Source organism: Halanaerobium sp. MA284_MarDTE_T2, assembly GCF_003337245.1.
In the GTDB taxonomy this organism is placed as follows: domain Bacteria; phylum Bacillota; class Halanaerobiia; order Halanaerobiales; family Halanaerobiaceae; genus QPJE01.
In genome coordinates this window covers 1-16,468 of the sequence record NZ_QPJE01000036.1, presented here as the reverse complement: position 1 = coordinate 16,468, position 16,468 = coordinate 1, and the positions used below count along the sequence as shown (strand labels likewise).

The following is a 16,468-nucleotide window of genomic DNA, read 5'->3' as shown; positions in this document are numbered from 1 at the left end:
CCATGGTCAACATGTCCTATTGTTCCTATGTTAACATGTGGTTTTGTTCTTTCAAATTTCTTTTTTGCCATCTTTTTTGTCCTCCTTAAAATATATCTTCGTATGTATTACGTATTCCCGGGTAAAAACCCCACAAAAAAAGCCTGTCAGCTGCAGGCTGTTCTACCGTCAATGACAGCAGTAATTTATTAAAAATTAGATATTTCTAGATATTGTGCTTTTCTAAAAATATTTCTAATTTTCTTTTTACTCTCTGCAGAGCATTATCTACGGATTTTACATGCTTATCAAGTGAATTAGCTATTTTTTGGTAAGATTTCCCTTCAAGGTACTCCTGTAATACATCAAATTCCAGTTCACTTAACATGCTTGATATTTCTTTTTCTATTAAATCATATGTTTCATTACTTATAAAAAGCACTTCCGGATTAGAAAGCTTTCCACCTTTAAGTACATCAAGTAATGTCCGATCTGATTCTTCGTCATATATTGGTTTGTTTAAAGAAACATATGTGTTCAGAGGCTGATGTTTCTGGCGTGTTGCAGCTTTTATAGCGGTAATAATCTGCCGTGTTATACAGAGTTCTGCAAAAGCTCTAAATGAAGCGAGACGTTCAATTTTATAATCTCGTACAGCTTTATAAAGACCGATCATACCTTCCTGAACTATATCTTCCCGGTCAGCACCTACAAGAAAATAAGATCTGGATTTAGCCAGAACAAAATTCTTATAGCGCCTGATTAAGGTTTCCTGAGCTTCTACATCACCCTGATGAACCAGTTCAATAAGTTCATCATCGGCCATCTGTTTATATTCTTCAAAAGTTATATTATCAAAATCAAGTTCATAAGCATTACTTTTCAACCAGAATCCCCTCCTTATACATTACTATTATACTTGTTTAAAAAGGCTTCGTCAAGAATTATCTTTTCAATCTCTGACGCACAGCCTCATAGAGAATTATACCTGCTGCAACTGATGCATTTAAAGATCCAAGCTGAGAAAACATAGGGATTTTTATTAAAAAATCACAATTTTCTTTAACTAACCTCCTGAGTCCACTTCCTTCACTCCCAATCACTATACCCAGTGATCCTTTTAGATCAGCATCATAGTGGAGTTGATCAGCTCCAACATCAGCACCGGCTATCCAGAAACCTTCCTCTTTTAGATCTTTAATTGTATAATTAATATTTGTAACCTGTATTAAAGGTATATGTTCGGCAGAACCAGCAGATGATTTTAAAACAACCGGTGTTATGCCAGCAGCACGCCTCTCCTGATATATAACTGCATCTGCACCAGCAGCATAGGCGGTTCTTATAATGGCCCCAAAATTATGTGGATCTTTAATTTCATCCAATATTACCACCAGTGGGTCACTATCTTTTTCTTTTATTTCAGCTGATAAATCTCCTAAAGTATATTCTGGAAGGGGATCAGCTTCTGCTATTACACCCTGATGTGAATGGGAAAGAGCTGTTTCATCTAATTTATACTTTGAAATCCTATTTATAGAAATATTTTTTGCTTCAGCCAGTTTTTTTATTTTCTCTATATTATCACCGGATATATTATTCTGAATAAATATTCTATGGATTTTTCTTTTTCCTTTTAGAGCTTCATAAACAGAATTCCTGCCTTCAATTCTAGCCATAAATTTATTCTCCTCTTTCTTTTTTCAAACTTTCTAATTTACCACAGCTAAGCTCACCTTCAGAACATATACCATCTGTTACACAGGGAGAACCTGCTTTTTCAAATAAAACAGGGGCAACTTCTTTTACCTGTTTTAACATCTGGTTTGCAATACTTCTTATTTCCCATTGTGCCCTTGTACAACAGCGAAGTCTAAAAAAATGATGAAGGGATCTAGCATTATATGAAACCATTAAATTGGTTTTTACTGTAGGAAGTACAAAACGGGCATCTTCGGGTGGGATGTCATTTTCCAGCATTTCTTTATAGATCTCTTTCCCTTGTTCCATCCAGCTTCGATACTTTTCAGCTGTTTTTTTGTTTTTGGATATAGAAGGAGGAGTAATATAATCAAACTCATCTTCAACAACATATCTCTGCGATCTCTGACTGTAAGAAGTGCCTATTCTCTGCCGTACAAGCTGATGACTGGTAACTCGACTGCAGACTATATGAAAATAAAAATAAGTATGTTCTAATGTTGAGTGGTGACCCATTTCAACCACTTTTTTGACTAATTTATTAACTTCTTCTTCAGACATTCTTTTTTGTAGTTCTTTTGCACCATCTTTTGAATAACACAGTCTTGCAGCAGTTGCAACATTTCTTTCTGGGTTTTTTGTATAATCAATTAATTCTGCTTTTGCTTTAACTTCCATATCATACCTCCTCATCTCTCAGTTTAGAAGAAATTTCCCATTTAGGACCGCGCGGTGTATCTTTTACTACAATACCAACTTCTTTTAATCGATCTCTAATGAGATCTGCTTTTTCCCAATCCTTTTCTTCTCTTGCACTTTCTCTTAAATCAAGCAGTATATCTACCAGTGAATTCAAAAGTTCAGAGTCATTTGCATAATTTTCAGCTGATGAAAATTCTAGACCCATTACATCTGCCAGCAGCATAAACACTTCTTCTGCTTCATTAAGTAGTGAAAAGTTTTTCTCATTTAATTCAAATCCAGTACGATTTATAAAGCGATTTATGTCTCCTGCAAAATCATGAATAACTCCTATTGTTCTGGCTGTATTAAAATCATCATCCATAGCTTCTTCAAATTCTTCCTGTCTTATTTTTATAGCTCTGGAAAATTTATTATTAGCTTCTTTATTTTCCTGATTATTACCTATATGACCGGTCAGTATTCCAGCCAGCTGTTTTCTGGTATTACTTAATCTTTTATAAGCTGTTTCGGCTTCTTCCAGCTGTTCAAAGCTGAAATCAATAGGACTTCCATAATGTCTGCTCAGCAGAAAATATCGTACAATTTCTCCGCTGAAATGCTTCAACACCTCTCGTGTTGTAAAAAAATTCCCAACTGATTTGGACATTTTTTCCCCTTTGAGATTAACGGTCCCATTATGCAGCCAGTATTTAACAAATTTTTTGCCACTGTATGCTTCTGACTGAGCTATTTCATTTTCATGATGAGGAAAAATTAGATCTGTTCCACCTCCATGTATATCAAAAGTAGCACCAAACCTTTTCATAGACATGGCAGAACATTCTATATGCCAGCCCGGCCATCCTTCACCCCAGGGACTTTCCCAACCTTTGCCAGGTTCAACTTTTTTCCAGAGTGCAAAGTCCATTGGATGTCTTTTATCTTCTTTTACTTCAATTCTGGCTCCAGCCTGCATATCTTCAATTGTTCTACCTGATAGTTTACCATAATCTTCAAAACTTTCCACACTAAAATAGACATTACCATCAGCCTCATATGCATATCCTTTTTCAACTAAAGTTTGCACCATCTCAATAATTTCATCAATGTTTTCACTGACGCGGAGGTACATATCTGCAGGCCTTATATTAAGTTCTTTAATATCTTCCAGAAAAGCTTTGGCATATTTATCGGCCAGTTCTTCAGGTGTTATACCTTCTTCTTCAGCACGCAGAACAATTTTTTCATTTATATCTGTAAAATTAGAAATATATTGAACTTCAAAACCTAAATATTCTAAATAACGTCTAATTACATCATAATTAATAGCACTTCTGATATGCCCAATATGAGAATAATTTTGAACTGTAAGACCACAAACATACATCTTTACAAGGCCTTCTTCTACAGGTTCAAAAACTTCCTTTTCTCTGCTTAAAGTATTGTACACTCTCAGCATATTTACACCCCTCTCTCTTTAAAAAAGAGCCTTCACTCAATAAGAGGAAGACCCATTTTATTTTTATTTATCTGAACCCAGTTCAAGTGCATAATCCAGTCTTCTTGCAACTTCATCAGCTCCAAAAATTGAAATAACACTAGTCATTTCCGGGCCAGATTTTTTTGCGGTTATGGCAAATCTAACCGGGTGATAAATTGTTCTTGCTTTTACAGGAAGTTCATTTTTCATTTCTTTAAATATATTATCTACTGCTTCTGGTGTAATCTTTTCTAAAGCATAAAGTTTGTCTTTTAGAGTTTCAAAAACAAGCCTCACATCTTCTCCAGCAAATTCTTCAGCCGCCTTTTCCTTATCAGAAAATTCAATATCTGTTAAAAACAATTCAGCTTCTTCAGGTATCTGTGCAAGATAATCTACAGAAGTTCTAACTTCATCGATAACCTTTTTCAGCCATTCTCTTTCTTGAACAGCTTGTTTATCATCAATTAAACCGGCTTTTACAAGAAAAGGTATAGAAAGATCAACAATTCTATCAAGATCACTTTCTCTAATATATTTTCCATTGACCCAGTTTAATTTATCTCTATCAAATACCGCACCACTTTTATTAACGTTTTTAATCGAAAATTTTTCAATAATTTCCTCACGTGAAAGTATTTCTTCATCACCGGGAGACCAGCCCAATAGAGCCATAAAATTAAATAGTGCTTCAGGAAGATATCCCTGTTCTCTAAATTCCCCAACATAGACAGAATCTTTGCCTCTTTTTTTGAGTTTTGCTCTGTTTTCATCCAGTATTAAAGGAAGATGTGCAAAATTAGGCAGATCAAACCCGAGAGATCTGTAAAGAAGAATCTGTTTTGGAGTATTGGAAAGATGATCTTCTCCTCTAATAACATGAGAAATCTTCATCAGAGCATCATCAATTACTACAGCAAAGTTATATGTAGGCATACCATCTGATTTAAAGATAATAAAATCATCCAGTACAGAACTGTTAAACTTGACATCACCTCTGATCAAATCTCTGACAATTATATCTTCCTTTTTATCAGGCAGGCGAAACCTTATAACAGGTTCTCTTCCTTCCTGACGAAATTTTTCTTTTTCTTCTTCTGTTAAATTTCTGCATGAACCATCATAACGCGGCATTCTATCTTCTGCCAGTGCTTTTTCCCTCATTTCTTCCAGTTCTTTCTGTGTACAGTAGCAGTGATAGGCTTTTCCTTCTTCAAGCAGCTTTTCTGCATATTCTTTATATATATCAATTCTTTCAGTCTGTCTGTATGGTCCATAATCACCACCAATACCAACACCTTCATCTGCATCCAAGCCCAGCCACTGCATTTCCCGCAGTATTATATCTTCAAATTCTTTTGTTGATCTTGCCTGATCAGTATCTTCTATTCTGAGAACAAGTTTTCCGCCTTTCTGCCTGGCAACAATCCAGTTAAAAAGTGCAGTCCTCATATTACCAATATGAATTTTTCCTGTTGGACTGGGTGGGAAGCGCAGCCTTATATCATTCATAAAATTATTCCTCCTAATTATCTCCTATTATTTTTATATAACACTTGTTCCAACTGTCAGCTGTTCTGGACCATCTACCAGAGCATGACCAAAACGTCCAAATATGGCTGCTGAAATATGTCCTTCTCCTCTAACTACAGCAATTTTAAAACCTCCGCCAAGACCTGGATTAATTAGAGCCAGCTGACTGTAAGCATCTTTAACTGCATTGGAGATAGCCATTTTTTCTCGGGAATTTTCGCTAATTACTCCTCGGGCAATTGCTGCAACTGTTGTACTCTCACGAAGTTTAATCGGCAGCTTTTCGGCATTAGCACCGGTCTGAGTAATTGCTCCTCTGTACCCATATCCTTCAATCTTTTTTAACCAGTATGATTCATAATCTCTGCTCCGTGTCATTGCAAGATAAATAGCAGAGCTTTCTGGAGTAATAGTTTTCTTTTCCATTGCCATTTCTTCTTCTTCATCTTTCAAATAACCATAAACAATATCTTCGGCTGTGACTACACCAACTAAATTTCCCTTTCCATCAAAAACAGGCAGACCGCCAATTCTATTATCAGATAAAACTTTAGCTGCTTCCTGTACTGTATTATCTGTTTTTATAGTTATTAAATCTACTGACATAAATTCTTTTACTGCAGCCTTTAAATCCTTTTCCGAAATTATATCACCATCTGTGAGTATTCCAACCAGTTTATCATCTTCTACAACCAGCAGACGTCCTATTTTATTAATGGAAAGTATCTTTTCTGCTTCCAGTATAGTCGTAGTCGGTTCTACTGTAATCGGACCTTCAGTCATGATATCTTTAACTAACATCATATCTGCTCCCTTCTTTGCCAACCCTCTGAAAAAAATAAAAAATTTCCTTCTCAACAATACTTACCACTGCATATGCAGCAATACCTTCTCCTCTACCTATAAAACCCATTTTTTCATTGGTTGTTCCTTTAAGATTTATTTTATTTTTTTTGATATTCATTTCCCTGCTGAGTGATTCTATTATTTTATCACTATAGGGATAAATTTTGGGTTTTTCTGCTACCAGAGTTAAATCACAATTGTTAATTACATAACCAGAACTCTCCACTCTCTCTACTACAGTTCTGAGCAGTTTTAGACTGCTGATATCTTTATACTGTGGATCATCATCTGGAAAATACTTTCCAATATCTCCTTCAGCTAAAGCACCTAAAAGTGCATCCATTAGTGCATGTGTAAGCACATCTGCATCTGAATGTCCCATAAGCCCTTTTGTTGATGGAATCACTACTCCACCTATTATGAGTTTTCTGTCTGAAGAAAACTTGTGACTGTCATAAGCAAATCCAACTTTAAACAATTATCTTCGCTCCCTTATAACCAGTTCTGCCTGAAATAGGTCTTCAGGTGTAGTTATTTTAAAATTATTGTATTCTCCATTAACTACAAAAACGCTGTGCCCATATTCTTCTACTATTGATGCATCATCAAGTGCTGTATCCCGTTCAAAGTCCTTATGTGCATTTATTATTAAATCTTTTTTGAATGCCTGTGGTGTCTGTATTGCAGATAACTTTTCTCTTTCCAGAGTTTCAACTACAAATCCATCTTTTACTATTTTTACAGTATCTTTTACCTTTACTCCACATGTAACTGCATCATGTTTCAAAACCTCTACATAGCACCTTTCAATCAATTCAACACTGAGCAGAGGTCTTGCTCCATCATGAACCATTACATATTCGACAGTCTGACTGAATCCACACAATCCATTATAAACTGAATCTTTTCTTGTCTTTCCACCTTCTACCATTGTTAAATTTATATCCCTTTTCAAAAAAAAGGGTTGAATTTTTTGCTGAAAAAAATTTTTTTCATCCGGATGCAGTACTACAACTATTTCTGCAGCTTTTCCCCAGTCAACAAAAGCTTTTAAAGTATGGTACAAAATAGGTTTTGAGCCAAGCTGTAGATACTGCTTATTTATTTCTCTATTCATTCGGCGGCCCTGTCCTGCGGCCGGTATTACGATTCCTATTTTCTCCATAGCTTTTCACTCTTTCTACATTGCATTTTCATTAACTTTAGGTTTAGCAAAAATCATTCTCCCTGCTGCAGTCTGCAGTACACTGGTAACAAGTACTGAAATATTATCACCCATATATTTAACACCTTCCTCAATTACTATCATAGTGCCATCATCTAAATAGGCAACACCCTGCCCATCTTCTTTACCTTTTTTAATAACTTTTACATCCATTTCTTCTCCAGGTAAGACCACTGGTTTTACTGCATTTGCCAGCTCATTTATATTTAATACAACAACACCTTGAAGGTCAGCAACTTTATTTAGGTTATAATCATTAGTAAGTATTTTAGCATCAATAATTTGTGCTAATCTGACAAGTTTGCTGTCAACTTCTGCAATTTCTTCAAAATCTTTTTCTACTATTTTAACATCAATCTTTGCAGTATTCTGCATCTTTTTTAATATATCCAGACCTCTTCTACCTCTATTTCTTTTTAGTGCATCTGAAGAATCTGCAATATGTCTGAGTTCTTCTAATACAAATTCTGGAATTATTAATTTACCTTCTATAAAATCAGTTTTACATATATCATAAATTCTTCCATCAATTATTACACTAGTATCGAGAATTTTATCACTGCTGCTGTTTTTATTCTGCATATATTCCATGCTATTTTTACTGCTGTCAAACAAAAATTTGCTGATATCTTTTTCCCTGTTTAAAGCAAGTGCAAAACCCATGTAGGTGAAAGTAACATTAATAAGAATCTGAATAGGCATTCCGACTCTTGGAATTTTAGGAATCGAAAAAACAAAATTTATAATAGCACCAAAAATAAGACCAATTATAAGTCCAATAATTCCAATTATTATTTTTTTCCAGGTTATTTCTTTTAACTTTATTTCAAATCCTGCAATAAGAGAAAGAGATCTTTCTAAAATATAATAGATAAGAAAAAACCCGGTAGCAGTTCCAATTACTATACCGAGAAATTGTGTGGTTAAAAATAAATCATTCCAATTCTGCCAGCTAAATTTATAATCACTGGCAAGGGAAAATACATATACAAGATTATATCCTATAATTCCACCAAAAATACCAAAAATAACTCTCATAATTTTTTTTAACATTATATCACCTCCTTTTCCATCTGTTTAGTTATAATTGTTACTCTTCATTATCCTCTTCATGTTCAGCAAAAAGTTTATCTAGTTTTTCCTGAATATCCTCTTTTGACATATCTTTTGCAAGAACCAGTTCACTAATTAAAATCTGTCTTGCATTGCTGAGCATTTTCTTTTCTCCTGTAGAAAGACCTTTTTCCTGATCTCTAATAGTCAAATTACGTACTACTTCCCCAACTTCAAAAATATCGCCTGTTTTAAGTTTTTCCATATTGGCCCTGTATCTCCGATTCCAATTCTGTGACATTTTGCTTTTATCACCTCTCAGCAGATCAAAAACCTCATCTGCTGTCTGCTCATCAATTACTCGTCTAATTCCTATCTCATCAACTTTCTCTACCGGGATCATTACCTTCATTTCCCCAATTGGAAGTTTCATTATATAATACTCTTTTTTTTCATCTAATATAGTTTTAGTCTCTATGGAAACAATAGTACCTGCACCATGATTAGGATAGACGACTTTATCACCTATTTTATACATATGATCCACTCCTCTTTAATAAAAGCAACAAAATACCATAATATAATTATAACATCCACTATTTTACCCGTCAATCTCATAAATTTATGTTATATATGTCTGTCCAGCAGAACCTGATCTCTTAATCTCCTCAAACCATCCTTAATAGCCTGTGCCCTTACTTCTCCAATTCCATCTACATCATCCAGTTCATCTACTGATGCCCTGATCACTTCCTGCAGTTTATCAAAATGTTCTACTAAATTTTCTATAACCGGCATCGGCAGTCGAGGTATTTTGCGGAGAATCCTGTATCCCCTCGGTGAAATTGACTGATCAAGTGCATTAACACTACCGCTGTATCCCAGTGCTTTGCTTATAGTGTTTAAAGTAAGTATTTCATCTGAAGACCAGTCAGTCAACTCTTCCAACAGATTTTCTGGTTTGGGCTGTTCCTCATCATCTTTTGCTTCAGCAATATAATCTTTAATCAGCAAAATTCCCTCTTCTTTTACATTTGTAACAAGTTCTTCAAGCTGCATTTTTATCAATCTGCCTTCTGTACCCAGTTCAGAAATATATTTTTCAATCTCACGCTGAATTTTCAAAACCATCTCTGTTCTCTGTATTACTGTTACCACATCTGAAATTGTAACTAGATCTTCAAACTCCAGAGCACTTAAATTTGTTAACGCCTGATCAAAAACAGAGCGGTATTTTTCCAGAGTCTGAACTGCCTGGTTGGCTTTTGTTAGTATTACCCCTATATCTTCTAAAATATGTTTATAATCTGCTTTATAAATAGTTATTATGGATCTTCTTTCCGAAATAGCTATTACAAGTTCTCCGGTCTGTTTTGCAACTCTTTCTGCAGTTTTGTGTCTGGTGCCTGTCTCAGTAGATGGTATAGTTGGATCAGGAATAAGCTGAGCATTTGCAACCAGTATCTTTTCCGCATCACGGTCAAGTACAATGGCTCCATCCATTTTGGCAAGTTCATATAGTTTAGTTGGTGTAAAAGAAGTATTAATCTCAAAACCATCGTTAACCAGAGAAAGTGTCTCCTCACTATCTCCAACAATCAGAAGAGCTCCTGTCTGTGCACGAAGTATATTTTCCAGGCCTTCTCTAAAATCTGTACCTGGTGCTAATATTTTCAAAATATCCAGCAGTTTTTCGTCATACTGTTCCATCTCTTCACCTCACTATTTATTAAAAATTATTTTTATAAATTCATTTATATTTTTTATCCCATCTATTGTGGTTTCTGGATTAAATTCAATTTTATCAAGACTGGCTTCGGGGATAATAATATGTTTAAAGCCAATTTTTTTTAATTCATTAATTCTTTTTTCTATCTGTCCAACTGCTCGAACTTCACCAGCAAGGCCAATTTCTCCAACCACAGCCATCTTATTATTTAAAGCAATATCTCTATAACTGGAAATTATAGCCGCTGCAATACCGAGATCAAGTCCAGGTTCTTCAACCGATAAACCACCTGTAATATTGACATTAACATCCTGATCTCTAAAATTTACTCCCAGACGTTTCTCCAATACCGCAAGCAGCAGTGATACCCTTTTGTAATTCACACCTGTTGTCAGCCGCTGTGGAGAAGAAAAAGCAGCATCTGTAACAAGAGATTGAACTTCTACAAGAAGTGTTCTGCTCCCTTCCAAAACAGGCACAACTATAGAACCTGAAACTCCTTCAAGCCTTTCATTAATAAAAAAACTGGACGGATTTTTAACTTCCTCTATTCCTGAAGAGGTCATCTCAAAAACACCAATTTCATTGGTAGATCCAAAGCGATTTTTTCTTGCTCTGAGCATTCTGTACATATGATAATTATCTCCTTCAAATTGAAGTACAGTATCAACTAAATGTTCCATTACTCTAGGTCCGGCCAGCTCTCCTTCTTTTGTTACATGACCAATTAAAACAATTGGTATTCCAGTTGTTTTTGCCAGTTTTAAAAGCCGTGATGTAATCTCTTTTACCTGTGCCATATTTCCAGGTGCAGAATCTTTTTCTGGTATATGCACAGTCTGAATAGAATCAACAACAATAAAACTGTAATCCTGATTTTCTGACAGGTGATTTTCAAACAGAGTATAATCAGTTTCAGTAAAAATATTTAGATTATCATTAACACATTTCAATCTTTCTGCACGCATTTTTAACTGCTGAGCCGATTCTTCTCCAGAAAAATAAAGAGTTTTTCCATATTTTTCACTAAAAAGAGAAGCCACCTGAAGTATCAGTGTTGATTTACCAATACCAGGGGCTCCACCAAGCAAAACTAGAGAACCAGCTACAATTCCCCCTCCTAAAACTCTGTCCAATTCTTCAATGCCACTCGTAAGGCGCTGTTTTTCTACTGCAGCAATTTTAGTTATAGGAAGAGGCTCATTGTTTTCTTTTACTCCAATTTCTATTCTTGTTTTTTTATTTTTTGGATCTTCAATTTTTTCTACAAAAGTATTCCAGTTTCCACAGCTGGAACATCTTCCCATCCAATTAACTGATTTATATCCACATTCTTTGCAAACATAATATCTTTTTTCTTTAGCCATATATCTGTACTCCTGAATAGATAATTTTTTCTTTAAATAACTTCTGTTTCCATATAATTATATCATTTTTTACAACTTTTTACAAGCTATCTGCGTACTTAATATGAACTATGCTGACCATTATTTTTTTGTAAATTTAAGTTCATTTCCATCATAATCTATCTCCACTTTACTGCCTTCTTCTATTTCTTTATCGAGTATTTTTATTGATAATGGATTCTCAATCTGTTTTTGTATTGTTCTGCGCAGAGGTCTAGCACCAAATTCTGCATCATATCCATCTTCAGCTAGCTTAATTTTAGCTTTTTCTGTTACTTCAATTTTAATAGATTTTTCTTCCAGGCGTTTTCTTAAATCGTCAAGCATTAAATCAACAATTTCTTTTATATGATCTTTACTGAGGGAGTGGAATACTATTGTTTCATCAAGGCGGTTCAAAAATTCAGGTCTAAATGTTCTTCTCAACTGAGACATTACATTGTCTTTCATAGATTCATAATCAGCCTTTTCATCAAATTCTGCTTTAAAACCAAGCTGAGACTGCTTTTCTATAAAGTCCGCACCAACATTTGAAGTCATTATTACTATTGTGTTTTTAAAGTCCACTTTTCGTCCATGTGTATCTGTTAAAACTCCATCTTCCAGAATTTGGAGCAGTACATTAAATACATCTGGATGTGCTTTTTCTATCTCATCAAATAGAATTACAGAATATGGCCTTCTTCTTACCGGTTCAGTAAGCTGTCCACCTTCATCATGACCTATATAGCCTGGAGGTGATCCTACAAGTCTTGAAACTGAATGTTTCTCCATATATTCAGACATATCTATTCTAATCATTGCATCTTCATCATTAAACATTGCTTCGGCCAGTGTTCTTGCAAGTTCTGTTTTACCAACACCTGTAGGTCCTAAAAAAATAAATGAACCAATTGGTCTTTTAGGATCTTTTAATCCAGCTCTGGCTCTTCTTACTGCTTCAGAAACAGCCTTGATTGCTTCATCCTGCCCTATTACCCTTTTGTGAAGTTCATCTTCCAGCCGCATTAGACGCGATGTTTCTTCTTCTTCAAGTTTTGTGACAGGTATACCTGTCCAGCTGGATACTATTTCTGCTATATCTTCAGGTGTTACAACAGATTCTGTCATTCCCTTTTTTTGTTCCCAGCTGTTTTTTAGTTCTTCCATTTCTTTTTTTAGCTCTTTTTCTTTATCTCTCATTCTAGCTGCTTTTTCAAACTCCTGATTTTTTACAGCTGCTTCTTTTTCTTTTTCAGCCTCTTCTATTTTTTTATTAAGCTCTTTAAATTCTTTCGGCCTGGTATTACTGCTGAGGCGCACTTTAGATGCTGCCTCATCTATTAAATCTATAGCTTTATCAGGCAGAAAACGATCTGAAATATATCTGTGAGAAAGCAGAACTGCAGACTCTAATGCTTCATCACTGATTTTAACTTTATGGTGTGCTTCATATGGATCTCTTAAACCTTTAAGAATATCTATTGCCTGTTCTGTAGTATTTTCTTCAATTAAAATAGACTGAAAACGTCTTTCTAATGCAGCATCTTTTTCTATATATTTTCTGTATTCATCAAGTGTAGTTGCACCAACAGCCTGAAGTTCTCCCCGTGCCAGAGCAGGTTTCAAAATATTTGCTGCATCTATTGCACCTTCTGCTGCTCCTGCTCCTACAAGTGTGTGCATCTCATCAATAAATAATATTATATCACCACTATTGATAATTTCATTCATTACTGACTTTAACCTCTGTTCAAATTCACCCCGATATTTTGAACCGGCAACAAGAGCACTTAAATCAAGAGAAACAACTCTTTTGTCTAAAAGAAGTTCTGGTACATTTTCACTAATAATCATCTGTGCCAACCCTTCAACTATCGCAGTTTTACCAACTCCCGGTTCTCCAATTAAAACCGGATTATTTTTGGTCCTTCTGCTCAATACCTGTATTACTCTATGAATTTCTTTATCTCTCCCAATAACAGGATCTAACTTGTTTTCCCTGGCCATTTCTGTTAAATCTCGGCTGTATTCATCCAGATTGTTTGTTTTTCTTTTTGATGATTTTGATTTTTTCTTCAGATTGTCTTTACCGCCAAGTAAATCCACTATTTCTTCTTTTATATTTTCTAAATCACTGTTTAATTCTATTAGTATTCTTACTGCAACACCCTCTCCTTCTCTAATTAATCCCAAAAGAAGGTGTTCTGTACCTATATAATTATGCCCCATTTTTCTTGCTTCATCCATAGCCAGATTTAACACTTTTTTACTTCTGGGAGTCAGACCAATAGATCCATTCACTTCATTTTTGCCTTCACCAATCATTTCAATTATCTTTTCTCTAACATTTTCTACACTAATATTATTGTCAATTAAGGCACGAGCTGCTATTCCCTGACCTTCTTTTATAAGCCCATACAAAATATGCTCTGTACCTACATAGCTGTGCTTTAAATCTAAAGCTCCTTTTTCAGCCAGACTGAGAACTTTTCTAGCTCTTTCAGTAAATTTTGCAAACATTCTCTTCACTCTCCCTTATATCAATTTATTTTTAATTACTTCTGATCTAATGATATTCAAATTTTCTTGATCAATATTTTCTTCACTAATTTGTAAGTGAGCTGGCCTTACATTAATTAATAAATCACTGAAAAAATCATTTTCTACATCTCCTTTTTCAATTAAACCTGTATCATGTCCAAATTTAACTTTTGCCAATAGTTTTAAAGCTTCTTCCTCTTCAATTTGATGCGAATATTTTAAAATTCCTAAAGATCTCTGAACACTATCTTTTATATTATCATATTTATTATTAATTAAAAGCTGTCTGCTTTTTCTTTCCTCATAAATTATATGGCCCAATATGCTGTATAAATTTTCAATTATTTCTTTTTCAGAATGACCCAATGTTATTTGATTTGAAATCTGATAAAGACCACCACTGGAACTGCTTCCTTCGCCATAAACACCTCTAACTGTTAAACCAAATTTTCCTATTGCTCCCAAAATATTTCTTAATCTCCCGGTTAAAGTTAGAGCAGGTAGATGACACATTGCTGAAGCTCTCAAACCTGTACCAACATTTGTCGGACATGAGGTTAAATAACCCAATTTTTCGGAAAATGCATAATCAACATCTTCTTCTATTTTATCATCAAGCAAATCAATTTTTTCCCATAATTCATTAAAATTTAATCCAGGAGATATAATCTGTATTCTCAGGTGATCTTCTTCATTTATCATTACACTTATATTGTCATTTATAACTAAAGCTCTTTCACTATTTTCCCTTGCATGTTCAGCACTAATAAAATTTTTTTCATAAAGCAGCTCTTTTTCAATATTATCAAGCTGGTCCATTTTCATAAACATATAATCATCAGAAGAAAAAACTTCTACATTATTTTTTAAAAAAGCAATAATTTCACTTCTTGTTTTTCTATCAGCTTTATTTGGAAAAAGAAAATTTTCTAAATTTCTTGCAAGTCTAATCCTGCTACTGACCACAACATCTTTTTCTGGCCCTTTTCCAATCAGCGGATTATTAAATTCTTTTACTTTATTCATCTTTAATCTTCCTCCATGCTGTTTTTTATTACACGGATTTTATCTCTAATTTCAGCTGCCTTTTCAAAATTTTCCTCTGCAACAGCTTCATCCATCAATTTTTTTAATTTATTGATATCTCTTCTGTATTTAACTGTATCTCTAATTTTTCTTGGGATTTTACCAGAATGATAGGTACTTCCATGAATTCTTTTCATCAACGGTTCAAGTTTCTCTGAAAAAGCATCATAACATTCAGCACAACCAAAAAGACCTTTTTGAGAAAATTCTTCAAAACTGGATCCACATCTGCTGCATACTTTCCTACTCTTACTGTTATTATTATCTTTAATCTCCTTTTCATTTTCAAATAGATGTGAGTTTAAAACTCCTGATAAAAATTTCTGAAAACTCAGATTGTTATCCGGAGCAAAATTAATGTGTCCTGTCTCCTCTGCGCATTTTTCACATAAATGCAGTTCCTGTTTATGTCCATTTACAATTTTAGTCAAATAAACAACTGCTTCATTTTTTTTACATCGATCACAGAGCATCATTAATCCTCCTCCACTTTAAAAATAACTTCAAGCATATTTTCCATCAGTCTGGACCGCAAATAATCTCTTTCCGGCAGACTGATGCCTATTACATCTCTGTGTACTACCATCTTCATCAAATAATACTCTCTTTTAGAAATAAAATCATTTTCATACAGCCTATTTATAATTCCTTCTGCCTCTTTTTGACTTATTGGTTCATCCTTTAGATTTGATATTATCTGCTGTATAACCTTTTTGCTGGAATTCAGCTTCACTCGAATAATCCTAATAAATCCACCTCCACCACGCTGACTTTCTACAACATATCCTTTTTCTACTGTAAATCTTGTATCTAAAACATAATTAATCTGTGAAGGAGCACAGTCAAAGTTATCAGCAAGCTGATTTCTTTTAATCTTAACTCGTCCTTTATACTTATTTAACTGCTGCCTTAAATAATTTTCTATTTGATCGGATAAACTTGCCATAATAATCGCCTCCTGTCTTTGACTATTCTTGACCTTTTATTATATAATACAATATTTATGAAAAAATGCAAGTTTTTTTCCCTATTTTTATAAAAAAAACCGGCAAAACTTAACTTCCTTTGCCGGTTTTGAGCATATATTCGTTTTTTAGTAAAATTAAAATCTTACCATTGTAATTCTGGAAACTATTTTATTCTTCTGACCAACCCTGAGCTCTTTCTACAGCGCGCTTCCAATTTGAGTAGAGCTTTTCTTTCTTTTCTTCTGCCATACTTGG

At 34.3% G+C, this 16,468-nt stretch carries 17 protein-coding genes; 1 reads left to right on the top strand and 16 read right to left on the bottom strand.

Going from position 1 to position 16,468, the window contains the following annotated elements:
* Positions 1-192, top strand: a 192-nt coding sequence (locus DFR78_RS12460; protein ID WP_369834971.1) for a hypothetical protein, incomplete at its 5' end; no start/stop codon positions are given.
* A 13-nt stretch (positions 193-205) separates the two neighbouring features.
* On the opposite strand, the gene sigH is transcribed toward DFR78_RS12460, so the two are convergent.
* The 16 genes from sigH to DFR78_RS10785 all read right to left on the bottom strand — a co-directional run bounded on the left by sigH (position 206) and on the right by DFR78_RS10785 (position 16,191).
* A complete protein-coding gene (gene sigH / locus DFR78_RS10860; RefSeq protein ID WP_114458866.1) occupies positions 206-865 on the bottom strand; it encodes an RNA polymerase sporulation sigma factor SigH in 660 nt (219 codons plus the stop codon).
* Positions 866-923: 58 nt separating this feature from the next.
* Positions 924-1,658 (bottom strand): 23S rRNA (guanosine(2251)-2'-O)-methyltransferase RlmB, encoded by a 735-nt coding sequence (rlmB, locus tag DFR78_RS10855; RefSeq protein ID WP_114458865.1) that lies wholly within the window; start codon positions 1,656-1,658, stop codon positions 924-926.
* Between the two features lie 4 nt (positions 1,659-1,662).
* Positions 1,663-2,358 carry an FAD-dependent thymidylate synthase gene (thyX, locus tag DFR78_RS10850; RefSeq protein ID WP_114458864.1) on the bottom strand — a complete coding sequence of 232 codons (696 nt, stop codon included), beginning with the start codon at positions 2,356-2,358 and terminating at the stop codon, positions 1,663-1,665.
* A gap of 1 nt (position 2,359) precedes the next feature.
* Entirely contained in the window at positions 2,360-3,823 is a 1,464-nt protein-coding gene (gene cysS / locus DFR78_RS10845; protein ID WP_114458863.1) for a cysteine--tRNA ligase, read from the bottom strand.
* A 63-nt stretch (positions 3,824-3,886) separates the two neighbouring features.
* Entirely contained in the window at positions 3,887-5,356 is a 1,470-nt protein-coding gene (gene gltX, locus DFR78_RS10840) for a glutamate--tRNA ligase (RefSeq protein WP_114458862.1), read from the bottom strand.
* Between the two features lie 33 nt (positions 5,357-5,389).
* On the bottom strand, positions 5,390-6,181 hold the full coding sequence (locus DFR78_RS10835; protein WP_114458861.1) for a HutP family protein: 792 nt from the start codon (positions 6,179-6,181) through the stop codon (positions 5,390-5,392).
* Positions 6,168-6,701, bottom strand: a complete 534-nt coding sequence (gene ispF / locus DFR78_RS10830; RefSeq protein WP_114458860.1) for a 2-C-methyl-D-erythritol 2,4-cyclodiphosphate synthase — start codon at positions 6,699-6,701, stop codon at positions 6,168-6,170. The genes DFR78_RS10835 and ispF overlap by 14 nt, the downstream gene beginning before the upstream one ends.
* Entirely contained in the window at positions 6,702-7,388 is a 687-nt protein-coding gene (gene ispD / locus DFR78_RS10825) for a 2-C-methyl-D-erythritol 4-phosphate cytidylyltransferase (RefSeq protein WP_114458859.1), read from the bottom strand.
* A gap of 15 nt (positions 7,389-7,403) precedes the next feature.
* Positions 7,404-8,501 carry a PIN/TRAM domain-containing protein gene (locus DFR78_RS10820; protein ID WP_114458858.1) on the bottom strand — a complete coding sequence of 366 codons (1,098 nt, stop codon included), beginning with the start codon at positions 8,499-8,501 and terminating at the stop codon, positions 7,404-7,406.
* 37 nt (positions 8,502-8,538) lie between these two features.
* The gene (locus DFR78_RS10815; protein ID WP_114458857.1) at positions 8,539-9,039 is read right to left on the bottom strand and encodes a CarD family transcriptional regulator; all 501 of its coding nucleotides are present in this window, start codon (positions 9,037-9,039) and stop codon (positions 8,539-8,541) included.
* An 89-nt stretch (positions 9,040-9,128) separates the two neighbouring features.
* A complete protein-coding gene (gene disA / locus DFR78_RS10810) occupies positions 9,129-10,211 on the bottom strand; it encodes a DNA integrity scanning diadenylate cyclase DisA (protein WP_114458856.1) in 1,083 nt (360 codons plus the stop codon).
* A gap of 12 nt (positions 10,212-10,223) precedes the next feature.
* Positions 10,224-11,597 carry a DNA repair protein RadA gene (gene radA / locus DFR78_RS10805; protein WP_114458855.1) on the bottom strand — a complete coding sequence of 458 codons (1,374 nt, stop codon included), beginning with the start codon at positions 11,595-11,597 and terminating at the stop codon, positions 10,224-10,226.
* Between the two features lie 120 nt (positions 11,598-11,717).
* A complete protein-coding gene (locus tag DFR78_RS10800; RefSeq protein WP_114458854.1) occupies positions 11,718-14,138 on the bottom strand; it encodes an ATP-dependent Clp protease ATP-binding subunit in 2,421 nt (806 codons plus the stop codon).
* A gap of 15 nt (positions 14,139-14,153) precedes the next feature.
* The gene (locus DFR78_RS10795) at positions 14,154-15,185 is read right to left on the bottom strand and encodes a protein arginine kinase (RefSeq protein ID WP_114458853.1); all 1,032 of its coding nucleotides are present in this window, start codon (positions 15,183-15,185) and stop codon (positions 14,154-14,156) included.
* A gap of 2 nt (positions 15,186-15,187) precedes the next feature.
* Positions 15,188-15,721: a UvrB/UvrC motif-containing protein gene (locus DFR78_RS10790; protein WP_233487055.1), complete on the bottom strand. Its 534-nt coding sequence runs from the start codon at positions 15,719-15,721 to the stop codon at positions 15,188-15,190.
* Positions 15,721-16,191, bottom strand: a complete 471-nt coding sequence (locus DFR78_RS10785) for a CtsR family transcriptional regulator (RefSeq protein WP_114458851.1) — start codon at positions 16,189-16,191, stop codon at positions 15,721-15,723. The genes DFR78_RS10790 and DFR78_RS10785 overlap by 1 nt, the downstream gene beginning before the upstream one ends.
* Positions 16,192-16,468: the final 277 nt, after the last annotated feature.